Genomic DNA, 15,949 nt, shown 5'->3' with positions numbered 1-15,949 from the left:
GACAGACCGTAACCACCCGCCCCCCCCCCCCCCCCGCCAGATCGCTGCTCAGAAAGAGCAGCCCCGCCGCAATATCCGACGGCAGCGCCACCCGCCCCAGCGGCACGTTCTCCACATTGCTCCGGTACCCCGCCTCCCCCAGATACGCCGACACCCGCGGCGTCCACACCACCCCGGGCGCCAGCGCGTTGACCCGCACCCCGTACGGCCCGAGCTCCACCGCGGCCGACCTCACCAGTGACATCAGCCCCGCCTTCGCCGCCCCGTACGCCGCGTGCAGCGGTGCGCCCGTCTCCCCCGACACCGACGAGACGAAGGTGAGCGCGCCGCCCCCGTGTTCCGCCAGATGCCGGCCCCCGTACTGGACCGCCAGGAAGGCGTGCCGGAGCACGATGTTCTGCTCCCACTCCCAGTCGTCGTCGCTGAGTTCGAGCAGGCTCCCGTAACGGCTCATCCCGATCACATCGACCACCGCATGCACCCGCCCGAACCGCCGCCCCGCCTCCTCCCACAGCGCCTCGGCGTCCGCCCGCACCGTCGCGTCGCCCGCCCACGCGACGGCGCCGGTCTCCTTGCCGACGGCCACCGCCCGCGCCTCGTCCACATCGACGGCGAGCACCTGCGCCCCGCACTGGGTCAGCGCGTGCACGATCTGCCGGCCCATCCCCTGGCCCGCGCCGAGGACGACCGCCGACCGGCCGTCGAAGCGCAGGCCACCCGCGTAGTCGGGGACGGCGTCGCCGTCGGGAAGCGGCGGTACGGGCAGCGGTGTGAGGGACACGGTGCGCCTCCGACGTGGCTTCGGGAGTTTCGGTATATCGAAAAGTGCGCGGCAATGCCCCGGGAGAATGCGGCAGTCGGCGGAAGACCGCAAGAGCGGGTCAGGAAATGTCGCGGGCGCTGAGCGGCACGATCCGTCCCCCTGTCTGCTTCGTGATCGCCTGCGCGATCCCCGCCAGCCGCTCCCCGACCTCCGTCACCTGGCGCCCGGTCGCCCGGCGCAGGCCGTTCACCATCAGCGCCAACGCCACCCCGCCATGCGGATCGTGTACGGCGGCCACCACCGACGCGATGCTGTACTCGGCCTCCGCGTCGACGTCGGCCAGCTCATAGCCGCTGTCGACGAGCGCCATCGCGGCCGCGTCCAGCCGCCCCTGCAGCCGCCCGGCATCGGTCGGTTGCTCGGCGAGCAGCCCCAGCACGGTCCCGATCTCCATCCGCGCGGGCCGGTCCACCGCCACGGAGTATCCCCGTGCACGTACCGCAGCCAGCGCCGCGAGCAGCTGCGCCCGCACCGCCTCCCTGGTCGCCGGCTCCAGCCGCGACAGCCACGCCTCGATCCGCCCCTCCGGCGACCAGGCGTAGAAGACCTGCCCGAGCGGCGGGACCAGCGGCACCCGCTGCCCAGGACGGACATCGGCCGTGGGAATCTGCGGAGTCCCTTCCGTCGCGAGGATGACGACCTGGTCGCCGTCGGCGCCCGCTCCGCCCCGTACCAGCGCCGCTATCACCGTCTCGCTCCCCAACTCCCGCGCCAGCCCTGCCATCTGCCCGCGCGCCAGGTCCACCGCCGGGTTGCCGCGCAGGGCGGCGTCGCCGAGGGCTACGGGGTAGGCGCCCAGCTCGTACGTCTTCCGCGTCGGGTGCCGGACCAGGTAGCCGGCGTCCTCCAGGGCCCGTAGCACGGACAGCGCCGAGGCCAGGTTGATGCCGAGCGAGGACGACAGCTCGGAGAGCGTGAAGGAGCCGCCGGGGTGGGCGGCGAAGAAGTTGAGCACGGCGAGGGCGCGGGCCGCGGCGAGTGCGGGACGGACCATGGGCAGACCCCTTGCGGTTGACGGACCGAGTCTCCACAATCCTTCCGCTCTCCGAAGTCTCTTTCCATATATCGAAAGTGACGGTCCATCATGAAGCTCGACGTTCTGTACGAGGTCGACGTCCCCCGCCCCTGGCCGGGCCCGCATCCGGAGGGCCAGCGCCGCGCCGAGCAGCGCGCCTACCGGGAGGCGGTCGAGCAGATCAGGCTCGCGGACCGGGTCGGGTTCCACACCGTCTGGGCGGTGGAGCACCACTTCCGCGAAGGCCGCTCGCATATGCCCGCCTCCGAGGTCTTCCTCGGCCATCTGGCGGGGCTCACCGAGCAGATCCGGCTCGGCTTCGGCGTCACCCTCACCCCCTTCGGCTTCACCCCGCCGCAGCGGATCGCCGAGAAGGTCGCCACCGTCGACATCCTGTCCGGCGGCCGCGTGGAGTGGGGCACCGGCCGCTCCACCCCCATGGAGCAGACCGCCTTCGGCGTCAACAGGGACAAGTCACGCGACGACTGGCGCGAGGCGATCGAGATCGTCTGCGGCATGTGGCGCGAGGAGTATTTCGCGTACGAGTCGGAGCGCTTCAGCTTCCCGCGCCGCATGGTCACCCCCAAGCCCGTGCAGGACCCGCACCCGCCGGCGTGGATGGCGGCGACCTCCGCCGGTTCGTCCCAGGTCGCGGGGGCGAACGGCCTGGGCCTGCTGTCCTTCTCGATCATGCAGCCGCTGGAGAAGATGGCCGCGCAGATCGCCGCCTACCGCGAAGCGGCCGCCGCCGCCGAGCCGCTCACCGACGTCAGCACCAACAAGGTCGCCGCGTACACCCTCGTCCACTGCCCCGGCAGCCGCGGGGCGATCGGCCCCAAGGTCTGGGATTCCGTGGCCTGGTGGTACAAGAACCTCGCCATGTTCACCCTGGAATGGGAGCTCCACCACCTCACCGAGGAGGAGCAGAACCGCACCTTCCCGCTCCTCAAGCCGATCATCGACGGCGAGGTCCCGATCGAGCAGTTCGACGCCGGCGACATGATCATCATCGGCGACACGGAGACCTGCATCGAGAAGATGAAGCGCTACGCCGACCTCGGCGTCGACGAGCTCATCTGCTACGTCCAGTGGGGCTATCTGGAGCACCAGGACATCCTGCGGACCATCGAGGTGCTGGGAAAGGAGGTCATCCCGGAGATGGCCAAGTACCAGCCGCAGACACCCGCCGCGTCCTCATAGCAGCTCGGGCCGCTGCCAGACCGTCCCCAGCACATGGTGGTCCAGGAAGTTCAGGAACGCCCCGTACCAGACGCGGGCGTGGTTCGGCGTGAGGATCCAGTGGTTCTCGTCCGGGAAGTAGAGGTATTTCGCCGGGACTTCGTGCCGCTGCAGGTCCTGGAAGAGGGCCGAGCCCTGGCCGACCGGCACCCGGTAGTCCTGCGCGCCGTGGATCACCAGCATCGGGGTGCGGATGCGGTCCGCGCCCAGGTACGGGGAGTGCGCCTCGTAGCGCTCCGGCCGGGCCACCGGGTCGCCGAAGATCCGCTGGAAGTACCAGGGGACGTCCGTGTCCCCCTGGAATGACCGCAGGTCCCACAGCCCCGCGTGGCTGACGATCGCCTTGAAGCGGTCCGTTCGCGTGGCGACCCGGTTGGCCATATAGCCGCCGTACGAGCCGCCGCCCAGCGCGGTCCGGCCGGCCTCGATGTCGGCGCGGGCCTCGGTGGCGTCGGTCAGCGCCATGACGTCGTCGTACGGGCGGCCGCCCCACTGGCCCCAGCCGCGCTCGTGGTTGTGCATGCCGTAGCCGGTCGACAGGGCCGGGTCCGGCAGCAGCACGGCGTAGCCGCGGGCAGCGAAGGGCCACGGGTTCCAGCGCCAGGTCCACCCGTTCCAGCTGCCCTCCGGGCCGCCGTGGACGGCGACGAGCAGCGGTGCGGGCGCGGCGGCCGACGCGCCTTCGGGGAGCACCAGCCAGCCCCGCAGCGGGAAGCCGTCGTCGCCTTCGGCGTGCACCTCGGTGAGGGTGCCCGGCAGGGCGCCGACGTCCCCGGGCGCGGGCAGGGTGACCGGCGCCTGGTCGGTGGCGGCGGCGTCGATCCGGACCGGCCGGGGCGGCGAGTCCACCGCGTTGCGCAGGGCATAGAGCGTACGGCCGTCGGGGGCCACGCACAGCGAGCCGTAGGCGCCGGAGGCGGTCAGCCGGGTGACGGTGCCGTCCGGGGCGCGGCGGAAGACCGGGGCGTGGCCGCGCTCGGCGGCGGTGAACCAGAGTGTGTCGTCCACCGGCGAAACGACCGCCCCGCCAGGGAAGTTGTCGAAGCCGGGCAGGAGATCGCTCTCCTTGCCGCTCGCCACGTCGACGCGGACGAGCGTGATGTCCCAGGGGGTGTCGTACGCCGGGAAGCCCATCCGGTGGCAGATCAGACCGCTGCCGTCGTACGTGAACACCGGGGACTCGTACAGCTGGTCGGCCGCCTCGACGACGCGCAGCTGCTCGCCGGTCGCCGCGTCGGCGACCACGATGACGGTGCGGTTCTCGGCGGGCACCCGGCCGGCCACGAAGCGGGTGTACGCCACCCGCGTGCCGTCCGGCGAGAGCACCGCGTCCGCCGGCTCCTCCGCGCCGATGCCCTTCCCGCCGGCGTCGACCACGGGGCCGCCGCGCTCCGCGCGGACGAAGGCGTGCGGCTCGTCGGGCCCGAGGTCCCGGTCCCACACCCGGGTCGGCCCGGCCTCGTAGAGGATCGCCGTGACCTTCGCGTCCTTACGGGCCTTGCGGAGCTTTCCGTGCGCCTCGGCATCCGCGGCTCCGGGCAGCAGCCCGGCGGTGTAGGCGAGCGCGCCGGTGTCCCGGGCGACGGCGTACCCGGCGATGCCGCCCGGGTGCCGGGCGACGAGCTCCGCCTCGCCGCGGTCGGGCAGCGCCCACAGGGTGGCGCCGTCGTCGTCGCCGTCCCCGTCCTGCCGCGCGCCCGGATCGCTGTCCTCGCGCCCGGACAGGAACAGCAGCGTCCCGTCGGCGGCGAACGCCGGCGCGGACTCCCCCTTCACGGACCGCGTCAGCCGCCGCGCCTCCCGCTCCCCGCCCGGGTCGAGCTCCCACAGCCCCGACACGAGCCGCGTCCCGTCCCCGGCCGGCGTCTGCACGGCCGCCACCAGGCGGTTGCCGTCGCGGGAGAGGGCCAGGGAGTTGACGCGCGGCTGTGAGACGAAGACGGACAGGTCGTGGAAGGCAGTCGAGCCGCCGGAGGTCTCAGGCATGCGGCTGATTCTGCCTTAAGGCGCCTTACGGGCCAGGGGGCTCGGCAAGATCGGGCGGCTGCCCGACGCGCCCGCCCCGCCTTAGAGAACAGGCTGGGTAACACCCACCCCCGGAACGCGAGAGAAGGTGCCACGATGTCCGACGACCGCCCTCGCATCCTGGTCATCGGCGGCAAGCCGGCCCACGTCCGCAAGGCACGCGAGCTCGGCCTGGAGGTCGTGCACGCGCAGTACCCGGAGGCGTACGACCGCGAGCACCGGGCGCATGTCGACCAGGCGCTGCTGCTCGACTACGGCGATATCGGCCGACTGCTGCCGCAGGTGCGGGCGTTGCACGAGCTGCGCCCTTTCCGGGCGGCCGTCTCGCTCTTCGAGCTCGGGCTGCTGCCGGCGGCGCGGGTCAACGAGGCGCTCGGCCTCGGCGGCGAGTCCGTGGACACCGTGGAGCTGCTGCTGGACAAGGCGCGGATGCGCCGCCATCTGAACGCGAAGGGCGTCAGCCCGGTGGCCTCGGCGGTCGGCAAGTCCGCGCGGGACATCCGGGAGTTCACCGAGGCGCACGGGCTCCCGGTCATCGTCAAGCCGGTCCGTGAGTCGGGCAGCCTGGGGGTGTTCCGGATCAGCGACGAGGCTGAGGTGGAGGCCGTCGCCGACCGGTTCCGCGCGCTCAACGACGAGCGCTGGGCCGCCGGGGATCTGGCCTTCGCCGACTCCTTCGAGTCGTTCCTCATCGAGGAGTACCTGGACGGGCCGGAGATCAGCGTGGAGACGCTGTCCTTCGACGGCCGGCACGTGGTCGTCGCGGTGACCGACAAGGAGACGCAGGGCGGCTCCGGCTTCGTCGAGCTCGGGCATTCCCAGCCCAGCGCCCACTCCGCCGATGAGCTGCGCGAGGCCACCGGCCTCGTCACGGACGTCCTCGACGCGGTGGGCCTGCGCAACGGCCCCGCGCACACCGAGGTCAAGCTGACCTCGCGCGGCCCGCGCATCGTCGAGTCGCACAACCGCGTCGGCGGCGACCGGATCAACGAGCTGGCCGAGATCGCCTACGGCGTGGACATGGAGCGCTACGCACTGGCCACGAGCGTCGGCATCGCGGAGCCGCTGACCACCTCGCCCGAGCCGCGCGGCGGCGCGGCCGTCCGGTTCCTCGAGCCGGAGCCTGGCCAGGTGGTGGAGGTGGCCGGCGTCGATGCCGTACGCGCGGACCCGGCCTTCGTCGACCTGCAGCTGAAGGCCCGACCGGGCATGGTCATACCGCCGCTGACCTGGAACGAGGAGAAGTCCGGCCACGTCATCGCCCGCGGCGCCACCGCCACCGAAGCGATCGCCAACGCCAAGCGGCTGGCGGCGGCGATCCGCATACGTACCGAACCCGTCTCATGAGCACCGCCCCGCCGGACCGGCCGGCCGAAACCGCCGCCGCCGAGCCGCGCTTCCGCGACGCGCTGCGCGGCCTGCCCGCCCGGGTGTGGATCGTCAGCCTCGGCATCCTGGTCAACCGGGTCGGCAACTTCCTCCCGGTCTTCATCGTCCTCTACCTGACCGGGCGCGGCCATTCCGCCGGCGCCGCCGGGTTCGTGCTGGGCGTATCGGGGCTGGGCAATGTGCTCGGCAACGCCATCGGCGGCTCCCTCGCCGACCGGATCGGCCGCCGCCGGACGATCGTGCTGTCCGCGACGACCACCGCCGGGCTGACCGCGGCCGTGCCGTATCTCGGACCGCTCCCGGCCATCGTCACGGTGGTCGGCCTCATCGGCGTCACCTCGCAGATCTACCGGCCGGCGGCGGCCGCGGTGCTGGTCGACTCCGTGACGAGCCACCAGCAACGGATCGCGGCCTTCGGGGTGTTCCGGTTCGCGATGAACATCGGCGCGGCCCTGGGCGGCGTCATCGGCGGGGTGCTGGCCGCCACCTCCTATACGGAGCTGTTCCTGGCCAATGCCGCCGCGTTCCTGCTGTTCGGCGTGGTCGTGGGGGTGCTGCTGCGGAACGCGCCCGGGCCGCGGCCGCCCGGCAAGGACACCGCGGACGCGCGGGCGGACCGGGCGGCGGGCTACCGGCAGGCGCTCGCCGACCGCACCCTGCTGCGGTTCCTGCTGATGACCCTGGTCGCCGAGTTCGTCTACATCCAGTCCACCGTCGGCCTCCCCCTGCACGTCAGCGACGCGGGCCTGAGCGAGCGCGACTTCGGCCTGCTGATCGGCCTCAACGGCCTGCTGGTGCTGGTGCTCGAACTGCCCATCACCGGCGTGGTCTCCCGGTACCGGCTGGAGTACGTCATGGCCGCCGGCAACGTGCTCATCGGCGCCGGCCTCGCGCTGACCGGGCTGGTGACCGACATGGGCCTGCTGGCGGCGACCGTACTGCTGTGGACGCTCGGCGAGATGGTGGCGACCTCGGTCTCCCAGGCCTATCTGGGAAGCCTGGCGCCACCCGCGATGGTCGGGCGCTATCAGGGCCTGTACGGCGCCGCGTACACGATCGGCACGGGTGCGGGACCGCTCATCGGCGGCGCCCTGTACGCGTTCGGCCCCTGGGCCCTGTGGACCCTGGTCGCCGCCTCCGGCGTGCTGGCCGCGCGGCTCTCGTTGCCGCGGCGCCGCGGCGGAGCTAGTTCAGGAACGGCGGGTTGAACGCGCACGGCAGCTCGCCCGGGTGCGCCGGGTCGAGGGCGTTGAGCACCATCTGATTCGCCCGCCGGCTCGCGACCAGCGAGATGTGGTCGCTCAGATCGGCCGCGCAGCCCTTGTTCACACGGGTGTTGGTGGCATTCGGCACCGCCAGCGTTCCGCTGCTGTTCGGCAGCACGATCTGCTCGAAGGCCCCCTGGATGTTCGTGTATGTCACGCCGGGCACGGCCGCGCTGCCGCCCGCGTTGAGGTCCTTCATGAACGCCGAGTCCCGCGCGTACTCCTTGCACGCCCCGCACGCCGTCTCGAGGATGTCGTCCAGGCCCGGCGGCAGGTTCTGCGCGAGGCGGGTCAGCCCGTACAGCTCGGTGCCCTGGTAATTCGGCGAGATGCCGACCAGCTTGTCGACCTTCGCCGCGCCGCCGAGCCGCTTGAGGTAGTACGCGCCGACGGTGCTGCCCTCGGAGTGCCCGACGATGGCCGCCTTCTTCGCGCCGGTCTGCTGGAGTGCCTTGTCCACCAGCGCGGACACCGCCTGGGCGCTGTCGCGCATCGATTCCAGGCCGCCGATGGGCAGGTTGTCGTGGTTGCCGTAGGTGAGGGAGTAGACGCAGTAGCCGTTGTTGGCCAGCAGCGGGGCGGTGGTCGACCAGTTCAGGCGCTGGTTGCCGCCCAGGCCGTGCAGCAGGATGACCGGCTCGGGGTGCTCGGCGCTCGGCTTGCAGTCCCAGTCGTTGGCACCCGGCGGGGCGGCTTCCGGGTCCAGGCCGCCCGCCGGATCGGCGAAGAAGCCGCCCGCGAGGGAGTACGGGACGGGGTACTGCGGCCGCTCGGCCTCGGCTCCTGCGGTGGCCTGCGGGGCGACGGCGGTGGCGGACAGCCCAGCCGCCAGCAGCAGGGCACCGGCGAGCCTGGCCGCCGTGCGTCGTGACGTGATACGAACCATCGGGTACTCCTCCGAACTGCGGTTACCGGCGGGAACCGAGCCAGTATCGGGGCCGTACGGATGGCGGGCATTGGACGCACACGTAAGGATCGCCCCGGCGTTTTAGGCCGGGACACAAACTCCTGCGTATCCCCCGGCGAGACGAAAGGGCCGACGATGGCGGAGCACCCCCCGCCCCTGCTCATAGCCGGAACTCCGGTGCACGAGCGGCTGCTCGGCCGGCTCCCGCAGCTGAGCAAGGCGGTCATCGAAGGGATTCTGCGGCAGGTCCCGTACTACCGGCAGCTCCCGCCCGAGGAGGTCGACGGCGACATCCGGCAGGTCGTCCGCGAGTCGCTGCGCACCATCGCGGCCGCGCTGCGCGAACAGCGGCTGCCGGAGCCGCCCGAGCTGGCGTGGTTCGCGGAGTCGGCGGTGCGGCGGGCCGAGGAGGGCATCCCGCTGGACATGGTGCTCGACGCCTACCACGTGGGCCTGCACGAGGGCTGGCGCCTGATCACGGCCGACGCGGCGCCCGAAGACGCGGCCGGCCTGCGGCGGACGACCGACCTGGCGCTCGGCTGTCTGCGCGCCCTGACGTCGGCCGTCACCTCGGCGTACAACGAGCAACTGCGCGCCATGTACAGCCAGGACCAGGGCAACCGGCATCTGCTGCTGTCCGCCCTGCTCAGCGGCGACGGGGCCGAGGCGGCGGCCGAGCGGGCGGGGGTGCGGCTCCCCGCGGGGTTTCTCGTGCTCGCGCTGCGGATCGGCGAGCACGAGGACGAGCGGGGCGATGAGGGGGGCGGCGAGCGGGGCGACGCGCAGGCCGGGGAACACGCGGCGGACATCCGCTCGGGCATCGCGGCCCGCCGCAAGCTGCGCCGCCTCCAGGCCGAGGCCGGCCGCTTCACCGACGCGCCCGTGCTGAGCCGGCTGGACGCGGGCGAGGGCGTGGTGCTGCTCCCGGAGGGCCGGGACGAGGCCGCCTGGTGGCCCGAAGTCCGCGCTCTCGTACGGCGGATGGGCGAGGCGGCCGGGGCCGCGCTGACGGCCGGCGTATGCCACGCGGCGCCGCGGGAGGTGCCGCGGGCCGCGGAGCGGGCGAAGGAGATCACCGAGGTGGTACGGGTCACCGATCGCCCCCCGGGCCCGTACCGGCTGACGGATGTGCTGCTCGACTACCAGCTCAGCCGCACCACCGACGCGTCGCCCGAACTCGCCGCACTGCTGCGGCCGCTGGCGGACCGGCCCGAACTGCTCGCGACGCTGCACACCCACATGACCGGCGGCCTCAACCGCCGCGCCACGGCCGCCGCCCTGCACGTGCACCCGAACACGGTGGACTACCGGCTGCGCCGCGTCGCCGTGCTCACCGGGCTGGACACCACGACGTCCGCCCATCTCCCCCTGATCGCGGCGGCTTTGACGGCATTCGCGACACCGGAGCACCGGCCGCTGTAGCGGTTACTCCGCCGGCCGCCGGATTCCGTCGATGATGCGCGTCCAGTTGTCCCCGCCGCGGCCGTCCTCGATCGCGCGCCGGTAGTGGGCCTGGACGGCCAGGGGGAGCGCGAGGTCGTGGCCGAGTGCGGTGGCGGTCTCGACGATGTGGTCGGCCGTCGCGCCCATCATGGTGACCGTGCTCAGGGCGCCGGGATGTTCGCCGGCGTCCAGCGCCGCGCCCGGGGTCTCCTCGCCGGCCCGCAGCATCTCGCCGATCGAGTCGGCGGTGGCGAGGATCTCCGGCAGCGCCTCCGCCGCCTTCATTCCCGCGGTGCCCAGCATCGCGGTGGCCTGCATCAGCCCGGACAGGGTGGACAGGAAGACGGTGAGGTGAGCCTGGTACATCAGCTGGGCAAGCCCCGGGTCCGCGCCCAGGTACTTCGGCGAGCCGAGCAGCGCCAGCGCCGCCCGGTGGCGCTCCAGGGCCTGACCGCCGCCGCTGTAGTAGACGAAGGCCGCCTCGGTGCCGACCATCGGCGCGGGCGTCATGACGCCGCCGGTGAGAAGGGTGGCGCCGTGGCCCGCCGCCCAGGCCGCCGCCTCGCGGGTGCGGTCGGGGGTGTCGGAGCTCAGGTTGACCAGCGTCCGCCCGGCGAGCGCGCCGGTCGCGCCGTCGAGGACGTCGTACATGGCCCGGTAGTCGGTGAGGCTGAGGATCACGAGGTCGCTGGCCTCGACCGCCTCGCGAGCTGTCGCCGCGCGCACCGCGCCGTCCGCGACGACGCCGTCGGCCCGGGCGGCGGTGCGGTTCCAGACGGTGACCGGGTGGCCGGCGCCGAGGAGGACGCGGACCATCGCCTGGCCCATCGGGCCGAGCCCGATCACGGTGACGGCGCTGTTCCGGCTGGTGGTGGTGGGGTTCTGTCGTTCGTTCACCCCTCCATACTCAAGGAGCACGGTTACGCTCGGAAGTACCCACTATTTTCTGCGGTACTTACCTTTTCGTAAGGGGACCAGCGATGGCCAAGCCTCCGAGGACCGGACCCTACATCTGCGGCATCGACGCCGCCCTCGACGTGGTGAGCGGCAAGTGGAAGGGGCTGATCCTCTGGGAGCTCGACGCCCACGGCGTACGCCGCTTCGCCCAACTCCGCCGCGGCCTGCCCGGCGTGAGCGAGAAGATGCTGACACAGCACCTGCGCGAGATGGAGGAAGACGGCCTCGTGCACCGCGAGGTCTACCCCGAAGTGCCCCCGCGGGTCGAGTACTCCCTCACCGAGGACGGCCGCACCCTCAACCAGGCCCTCGCCCCACTCGGCGCCTGGGGCACCGAGCGGGTACGGCGCGAGGGCTTCGAGTCGGTCGACGTGCCCTAGCAAGGGGCCGGCCCTGAGCGCCATAGGCCATAAGTCACCAACATGAATTTCAGCCAACTCCATTGCCCCCCAGGGGCATCACGCATAAAAAGAGAACTCATCTCTTTCCAGTTTCCAGCCCTCGCATCCTCACCCTTTTGAGTGATTGCAGGCCCTGAATCAAACAGCCTAGTTTCGCTGGCATGACCTCCTCCCCGGAAGAGACTCGAGAGAACGCACAGCGGAGCCTCGCCACCGCGGCAGCCCGCAATCTTGCCACCACCACCAAAACTCCCCCGCAGATGCAGGGGATTTCCTCCCGCTGGCTGCTCAAGATGCTGCCCTGGACCGAGGTGAAGGGCGGCTCGTACCGCGTCAACCGCCGTCTCACTCATTCCCTCGGCGATGGTCTGGTCGAATTCACCTCCACCGCGGGCGAGGTCCGCGTCATCCCGCAGGAGCTGCGCGAGCTGCCGCCGCTGCGCGGCTTCGATGCCGAGCCCGAGGCCCTGGAGGCGCTGGCCGGCCGCTTCAGCCAGCGCGAACTGACCCGCGGCGACGTGCTCGTGGCCGAGGGCTCCCCGGCCGACCAGGTCATTCTGATCGCGCACGGCCGCTTCGAGCAGCTGGGCACCGGCAAATACGGCGACGAGACCGTGCTCGGCGTCCTCGCCGACGGCAATCACCTCGGCGACGAGCTGCTGCAGGGCACGGAGCCCGGCGTCTGGCCGTTCACCGTACGCGCCCAGACCTCCGCCACCGTCCTCCAGCTCAACCTCGCCGACCTGCAGGCCTTCCTCGACAACGCCCCCGCCCTGCGCGCCCACGTGGAGGCCTTCCGCGCCGTCCCGCGACAGCGGCAGAACCGCAAGGGCGAGGCCGAGATCGCCCTGACCTCGGGCCACTCCGGCGAGGCCGACCTGACCGGCACCTTCGTCGACTACGAGCTCACGCCCCGGGAGTACGAGCTCAGCGTCGCCCAGACGGTGCTCCGGGTGCACAGCCGCGTCGCCGACCTCTACAACGACCCGATGAACCAGACCGAGGAGCAGCTGCGGCTCACCGTCGAGGCGCTGCGCGAGCGGCAGGAGCACGAGCTCGTCAACAACAAGGAGTTCGGCCTGCTGCACAACGCCGACCTCAAGCAGCGCATCCATCCGCGCTCGGGCCCGCCCACCCCCGACGACCTCGACGACCTCATCTCCCGCCGCCGCTCCACCCGTTTCCTGCTGGCCCACCCGCGCACCATCGCGGCCATCGGGCGGGAGTGGAACAGCCGCGGCATCTACCCCACGCCCGGCGAGCTCGACGGCCGTACGGTCCCGGCCTGGCGCGGGATTCCGATTCTGCCGTGCAACAAAATCCCGATCTCCCCGGAGCGCACCAGCTCCATCATCGCGATGCGTACCGGAGAGGACAATCAGGGTGTCGTCGGGCTGCACCAGACGGGAATTCCCGATGAAATCCAGCCAGGCTTGAATGCGCGCTTCATGGGCATTGACGAAAAGGCGATCATTTCGTATCTGGTAAGCGCCTACTTCTCGGTCGCGGTGCTCGTGCCCGACGCCCTCGGCATCCTCGAAGACGTGGAAATCGGCCACTGATGAGCTCACCGGGCATGCGGAAAAAGCAGCCCTTCACGCTCCCGGAGCCCTATCGTCCGTATCCCGCGCGGCTGAATCCGCACGTGGATACGGCCCGGGCCCACTCGCGCGAGTGGGCCCGGGGGCTCGGGATGCTCGAGGGCTCCGGGGTGTGGACGACGGCCGACCTCGACGCGCACGACTACGCGCTGCTGTGCGCGTACACCCACCCCGACGCCACCGCCGACGACCTGGCGCTGGTGACGGACTGGTACGTGTGGGTCTTCTTCTTCGACGACCACTTCTGGGAGCGCTACAAGCGCACCCCCGACCGCAAGTCGGCCACCGCGCACCTGGACCGGCTGCCCGCGTTCATGCCCACCGACGACGCGCCGATGCCGGAGCCGGAGAACCCGGTCGAGGCAGGCCTGGCGGACCTCTGGGCCCGCACCGTCCCGCGGATGTCCCCGGCCTGGCGCGCCCGCTTCGCCGAGTCCACCCGCAATCTGCTCAACGAGTCGCTGTGGGAGCTCGCCAACATCGGTGCCGGCCGGATCGCGAACCCGGTCGAGTACATCGAGATGCGCCGCAAGGTCGGCGGCGCGCCCTGGTCGGCCGGCCTGGTCGAGGTCTCGGAGCAGGCCGAGCTGCCGGCGGAAATCGCCCGCAGCCGCCCGGTCCGCGTCCTCACCGACGCCTTCTCGGACGCCGTCCATCTGCGCAACGACCTTTTCAGTTACGTCCGCGAGGTCGAGCAGGAGGGTGAGCTCAGCAATGGCGTGCTGGTCCTGCAGACCTTCTTCGGCTGCTCCACCCAGGAGGCCGCGGACGCCGTCGGCGACCTGATCACCTCCCGGCTGCAGCAGTTCGAGCACACCGCCGTGGCCGAACTCCCCGCCGCCTGCGCGGCGGCGGGCCTCGACCCGGCGCAGTCGGCCGCCACCGCGCAATACGTCAAGGGCCTGCAGGACTGGCAGGCGGGCGGCCTGGAGTGGCACCTGCGCTCCAGCCGCTACAGCTACGAGACGAGCGCCGAGCCGGTCCTCGCGCTGCCGGGCCCGCTGAGCGTGGCCACGACGCTCCGGGCCGAGAAGGCCCGCGCCCGCAGCTTCAGCCATGTCCCGCACCGGAGGACGGGCCCGTACCAACTGCCGCCCATGGACGTGCCCTTCCCGCTCACCCTGAGCCCGCATCTGGCCGGCGCCCGCCGGCGGCTGGCCGTCTGGGCGCAGGAAATGGGCCTGCTGAAGCCGCAGCCCGGCATCCCCGGCTCGCACATCTGGGACGAGGCCCGGCTGGCCGACAACGACCTCCCGCTGTGCGCCGCGGGCCTCCACCCCGACGCCACTCCCGACGACCTCGACCTGACCTCGGGCTGGCTCGCCTGGGGCACGTATGCCGACGACTACTACCCCGTGGTGTACGGCAGAACCCGCGATCTGGCGGGCGCGAAGGCGGCCACGGAACGGCTCTCCGCCTACATGCCGCTGGCCGACCCGGCGTCCGCGCCGCGTCCCACGACGGCCCTGGAGCGCGGTCTCGCCGACCTGTGGACCCGCACCGCGGCCCCGCTGCCGCCGCCCGCCCGCGCGGTGCTGCGCACCTCGATCGAGGACATGACGCGCAGCTGGCTGTGGGAGCTGGACAACCAGACGGCGAACCGGGTCCCCGACCCCGTCGACTACCTGGAGATGCGCCGCGTCACCTTCGGCGCCGACTTCACCAAGGCGCTGTGCCGGCTGCGCCGCCTCCAGGACATCCCGCCCGCGGCCTACGCCAGCGGCCCGCTGCAGGCGCTGGAGAACGCCGCCGCCGACTACGCGTGCCTGCTCAACGACGTCTTCTCCTACCAGAAAGAGATCGAGTACGAGGGCGAGCTGCACAACTGCGTCCTGGTGGTGCAGGACTTCTTCGACTGCGACTACCCGACGGGGGTGGCGATCACCGGCGATCTGATGGCGGGCCGGATGGCCCAGTTCCAGCATGTGGTGGCGGCCGAACTCCCGGTGCTCTGCGACCACCTCGGCCTGGACGAGGCGGCGCGGGCCGGCCTGGACGCGTACGTCCGCGACCTGCAGAACTGGATCGCGGGCATCCTGAACTGGCACCGGCACGTCCGCCGCTACCGCGAGTCCGATCTGCGGCGACACGCGGGCGCGCCCGGATTCCCGGCGGCCCCGTCGGGTCTGGGGACGTCGGCGGCGCGGCTGGCAGCGGATATGGCGCTGAGCTCGACCGGCCCGTAGTCGTACCCGAATGGCGGACGGGTGCTTCCCCCGGGTGGGCCCGTCCGCTGGGCGACACTGGCGGCGTGTTGACGGCAAGCGCGATGGCGAACGGTGCGGCAGGGGCCCCCGGAGACCCGATGGCGATCTCGGTCTCGGTGGTGCTGCTGCTCCTGGTGCTCGCGGTCGTCTTCCTCCGCAGCGGGAATCTCAAGGTCACCCACGCGGTCGTCTGCGTCCTCCTGGGCTTCTACCTGGCGAGCACAGCCATGGCACCCACGATCCAGACGGGCCTGAACGCGACGGCGAACGTGGTCAGCAACATCAGGCCATAGCGGCCGGCACCGGCTGTCAGACCCTCGCGCTAGCGTGCGAGACATGCGATGGGCGCTGGCCGAGGAAGAGGACGGACGGGTGCGTACGCGCCCGCTCGCCTCCGACGGCAGCCCGGCCGGGCCCGTGTCCGAGCATGCCGACCTGCCCTCGGCGGTAAAAGCCGCCCCGGAGGCGACCCGCTGGATCTGGCCGGCGACGGCGGCCGTCTATCCGCGGCTGCTCGCCGCCGGCACCCGCGTCGACCGGTGCTACGACGCGGAGGCCGCCGAGACGCTCCTCCTCGCCCACGAGGGCCTCACCGGTCTTCCCCGCTCGCTCCCCGCCGCCTATGCGCGGGCGCGCGGGCTCCCCGTACCGCCGGATCCGCCGCCGCGCGGCGCGTC

General features: G+C 72.1%; 13 protein-coding genes and 1 pseudogene. 9 read left to right on the top strand and 5 right to left on the bottom strand.

Features of this window, described 5'->3' with window-relative positions:
* A partial coding sequence (locus tag G5C51_RS30920) for an SDR family NAD(P)-dependent oxidoreductase (protein ID WP_338118367.1) occupies positions 1-781 on the bottom strand: 781 nt, incomplete at its 3' end.
* Between the two features lie 100 nt (positions 782-881).
* The gene (locus tag G5C51_RS30915) at positions 882-1,817 is read right to left on the bottom strand and encodes an IclR family transcriptional regulator (protein WP_165242108.1); all 936 of its coding nucleotides are present in this window, start codon (positions 1,815-1,817) and stop codon (positions 882-884) included.
* Positions 1,818-1,907: 90 nt separating this feature from the next.
* Between G5C51_RS30915 and G5C51_RS30910 the strand changes: the two genes are divergently transcribed.
* A complete protein-coding gene (locus G5C51_RS30910) occupies positions 1,908-3,038 on the top strand; it encodes an LLM class flavin-dependent oxidoreductase (protein WP_165242106.1) in 1,131 nt (376 codons plus the stop codon).
* Here the strand turns inward: G5C51_RS30910 and G5C51_RS30905 are convergent.
* The gene (locus G5C51_RS30905) at positions 3,033-5,063 is read right to left on the bottom strand and encodes a prolyl oligopeptidase family serine peptidase (protein WP_165242104.1); all 2,031 of its coding nucleotides are present in this window, start codon (positions 5,061-5,063) and stop codon (positions 3,033-3,035) included. The genes G5C51_RS30910 and G5C51_RS30905 overlap by 6 nt on opposite strands.
* 135 nt (positions 5,064-5,198) lie before the next feature.
* On the opposite strand from G5C51_RS30905, the gene G5C51_RS30900 reads away from it, so the two are divergent.
* Both G5C51_RS30900 and G5C51_RS30895 read left to right on the top strand, forming a co-directional pair.
* A complete protein-coding gene (locus G5C51_RS30900) occupies positions 5,199-6,449 on the top strand; it encodes an ATP-grasp domain-containing protein (RefSeq protein ID WP_165242102.1) in 1,251 nt (416 codons plus the stop codon).
* Positions 6,446-7,699, top strand: a complete 1,254-nt coding sequence (locus G5C51_RS30895) for an MFS transporter (RefSeq protein WP_165242100.1) — start codon at positions 6,446-6,448, stop codon at positions 7,697-7,699. Before G5C51_RS30900 ends, G5C51_RS30895 begins: the two co-directional genes overlap by 4 nt.
* Here G5C51_RS30895 and G5C51_RS30890 read toward each other — a convergent pair.
* Positions 7,677-8,642 (bottom strand): esterase/lipase family protein, encoded by a 966-nt coding sequence (locus tag G5C51_RS30890; protein ID WP_165242098.1) that lies wholly within the window; start codon positions 8,640-8,642, stop codon positions 7,677-7,679. The two genes, G5C51_RS30895 and G5C51_RS30890, sit on opposite strands and share 23 nt — an antisense overlap.
* Before the next feature lie 156 nt (positions 8,643-8,798).
* Here G5C51_RS30890 and G5C51_RS30885 point away from each other — a divergent pair, with 156 nt between their 5' ends.
* Entirely contained in the window at positions 8,799-10,085 is a 1,287-nt protein-coding gene (locus G5C51_RS30885; RefSeq protein ID WP_165242096.1) for a PucR family transcriptional regulator, read from the top strand.
* Positions 10,086-10,088: 3 nt separating this feature from the next.
* Here the strand turns inward: G5C51_RS30885 and G5C51_RS30880 are convergent, their stop codons facing one another.
* On the bottom strand, positions 10,089-11,003 hold the full coding sequence (locus tag G5C51_RS30880; protein WP_165242094.1) for an imine reductase family protein: 915 nt from the start codon (positions 11,001-11,003) through the stop codon (positions 10,089-10,091).
* An 83-nt stretch (positions 11,004-11,086) separates the two neighbouring features.
* Here G5C51_RS30880 and G5C51_RS30875 point away from each other — a divergent pair, with 83 nt between their 5' ends.
* The 5 genes and pseudogenes from G5C51_RS30875 to G5C51_RS30855 form a co-directional block, all read left to right on the top strand.
* Complete coding sequence (locus G5C51_RS30875; RefSeq protein WP_165242092.1) at positions 11,087-11,443, top strand: winged helix-turn-helix transcriptional regulator; 357 nt, start codon at positions 11,087-11,089, stop codon at positions 11,441-11,443.
* Positions 11,444-11,625: 182 nt separating this feature from the next.
* The gene (locus tag G5C51_RS30870) at positions 11,626-13,026 is read left to right on the top strand and encodes a family 2B encapsulin nanocompartment shell protein (RefSeq protein ID WP_165242090.1); all 1,401 of its coding nucleotides are present in this window, start codon (positions 11,626-11,628) and stop codon (positions 13,024-13,026) included.
* Between the two features lie 14 nt (positions 13,027-13,040).
* Positions 13,041-15,251 (top strand): terpene synthase family protein, encoded by a 2,211-nt coding sequence (locus tag G5C51_RS30865; protein ID WP_165242089.1) that lies wholly within the window; start codon positions 13,041-13,043, stop codon positions 15,249-15,251.
* Between the two features lie 119 nt (positions 15,252-15,370).
* Positions 15,371-15,565, top strand: coding sequence for a hypothetical protein (locus G5C51_RS30860; protein WP_165242110.1), 195 nt, complete (start codon positions 15,371-15,373; stop codon positions 15,563-15,565).
* A gap of 43 nt (positions 15,566-15,608) precedes the next feature.
* Positions 15,609-15,949: pseudogene (locus G5C51_RS30855) on the top strand (bifunctional 3'-5' exonuclease/DNA polymerase); the annotation flags it as partial.

Origin of the sequence: Streptomyces coryli (assembly GCF_011044975.1) — a bacterium.
In the GTDB taxonomy this organism is placed as follows: domain Bacteria; phylum Actinomycetota; class Actinomycetes; order Streptomycetales; family Streptomycetaceae; genus Streptomyces; species Streptomyces coryli.
This window is presented reverse-complemented; position numbering and strand designations above follow the sequence as displayed.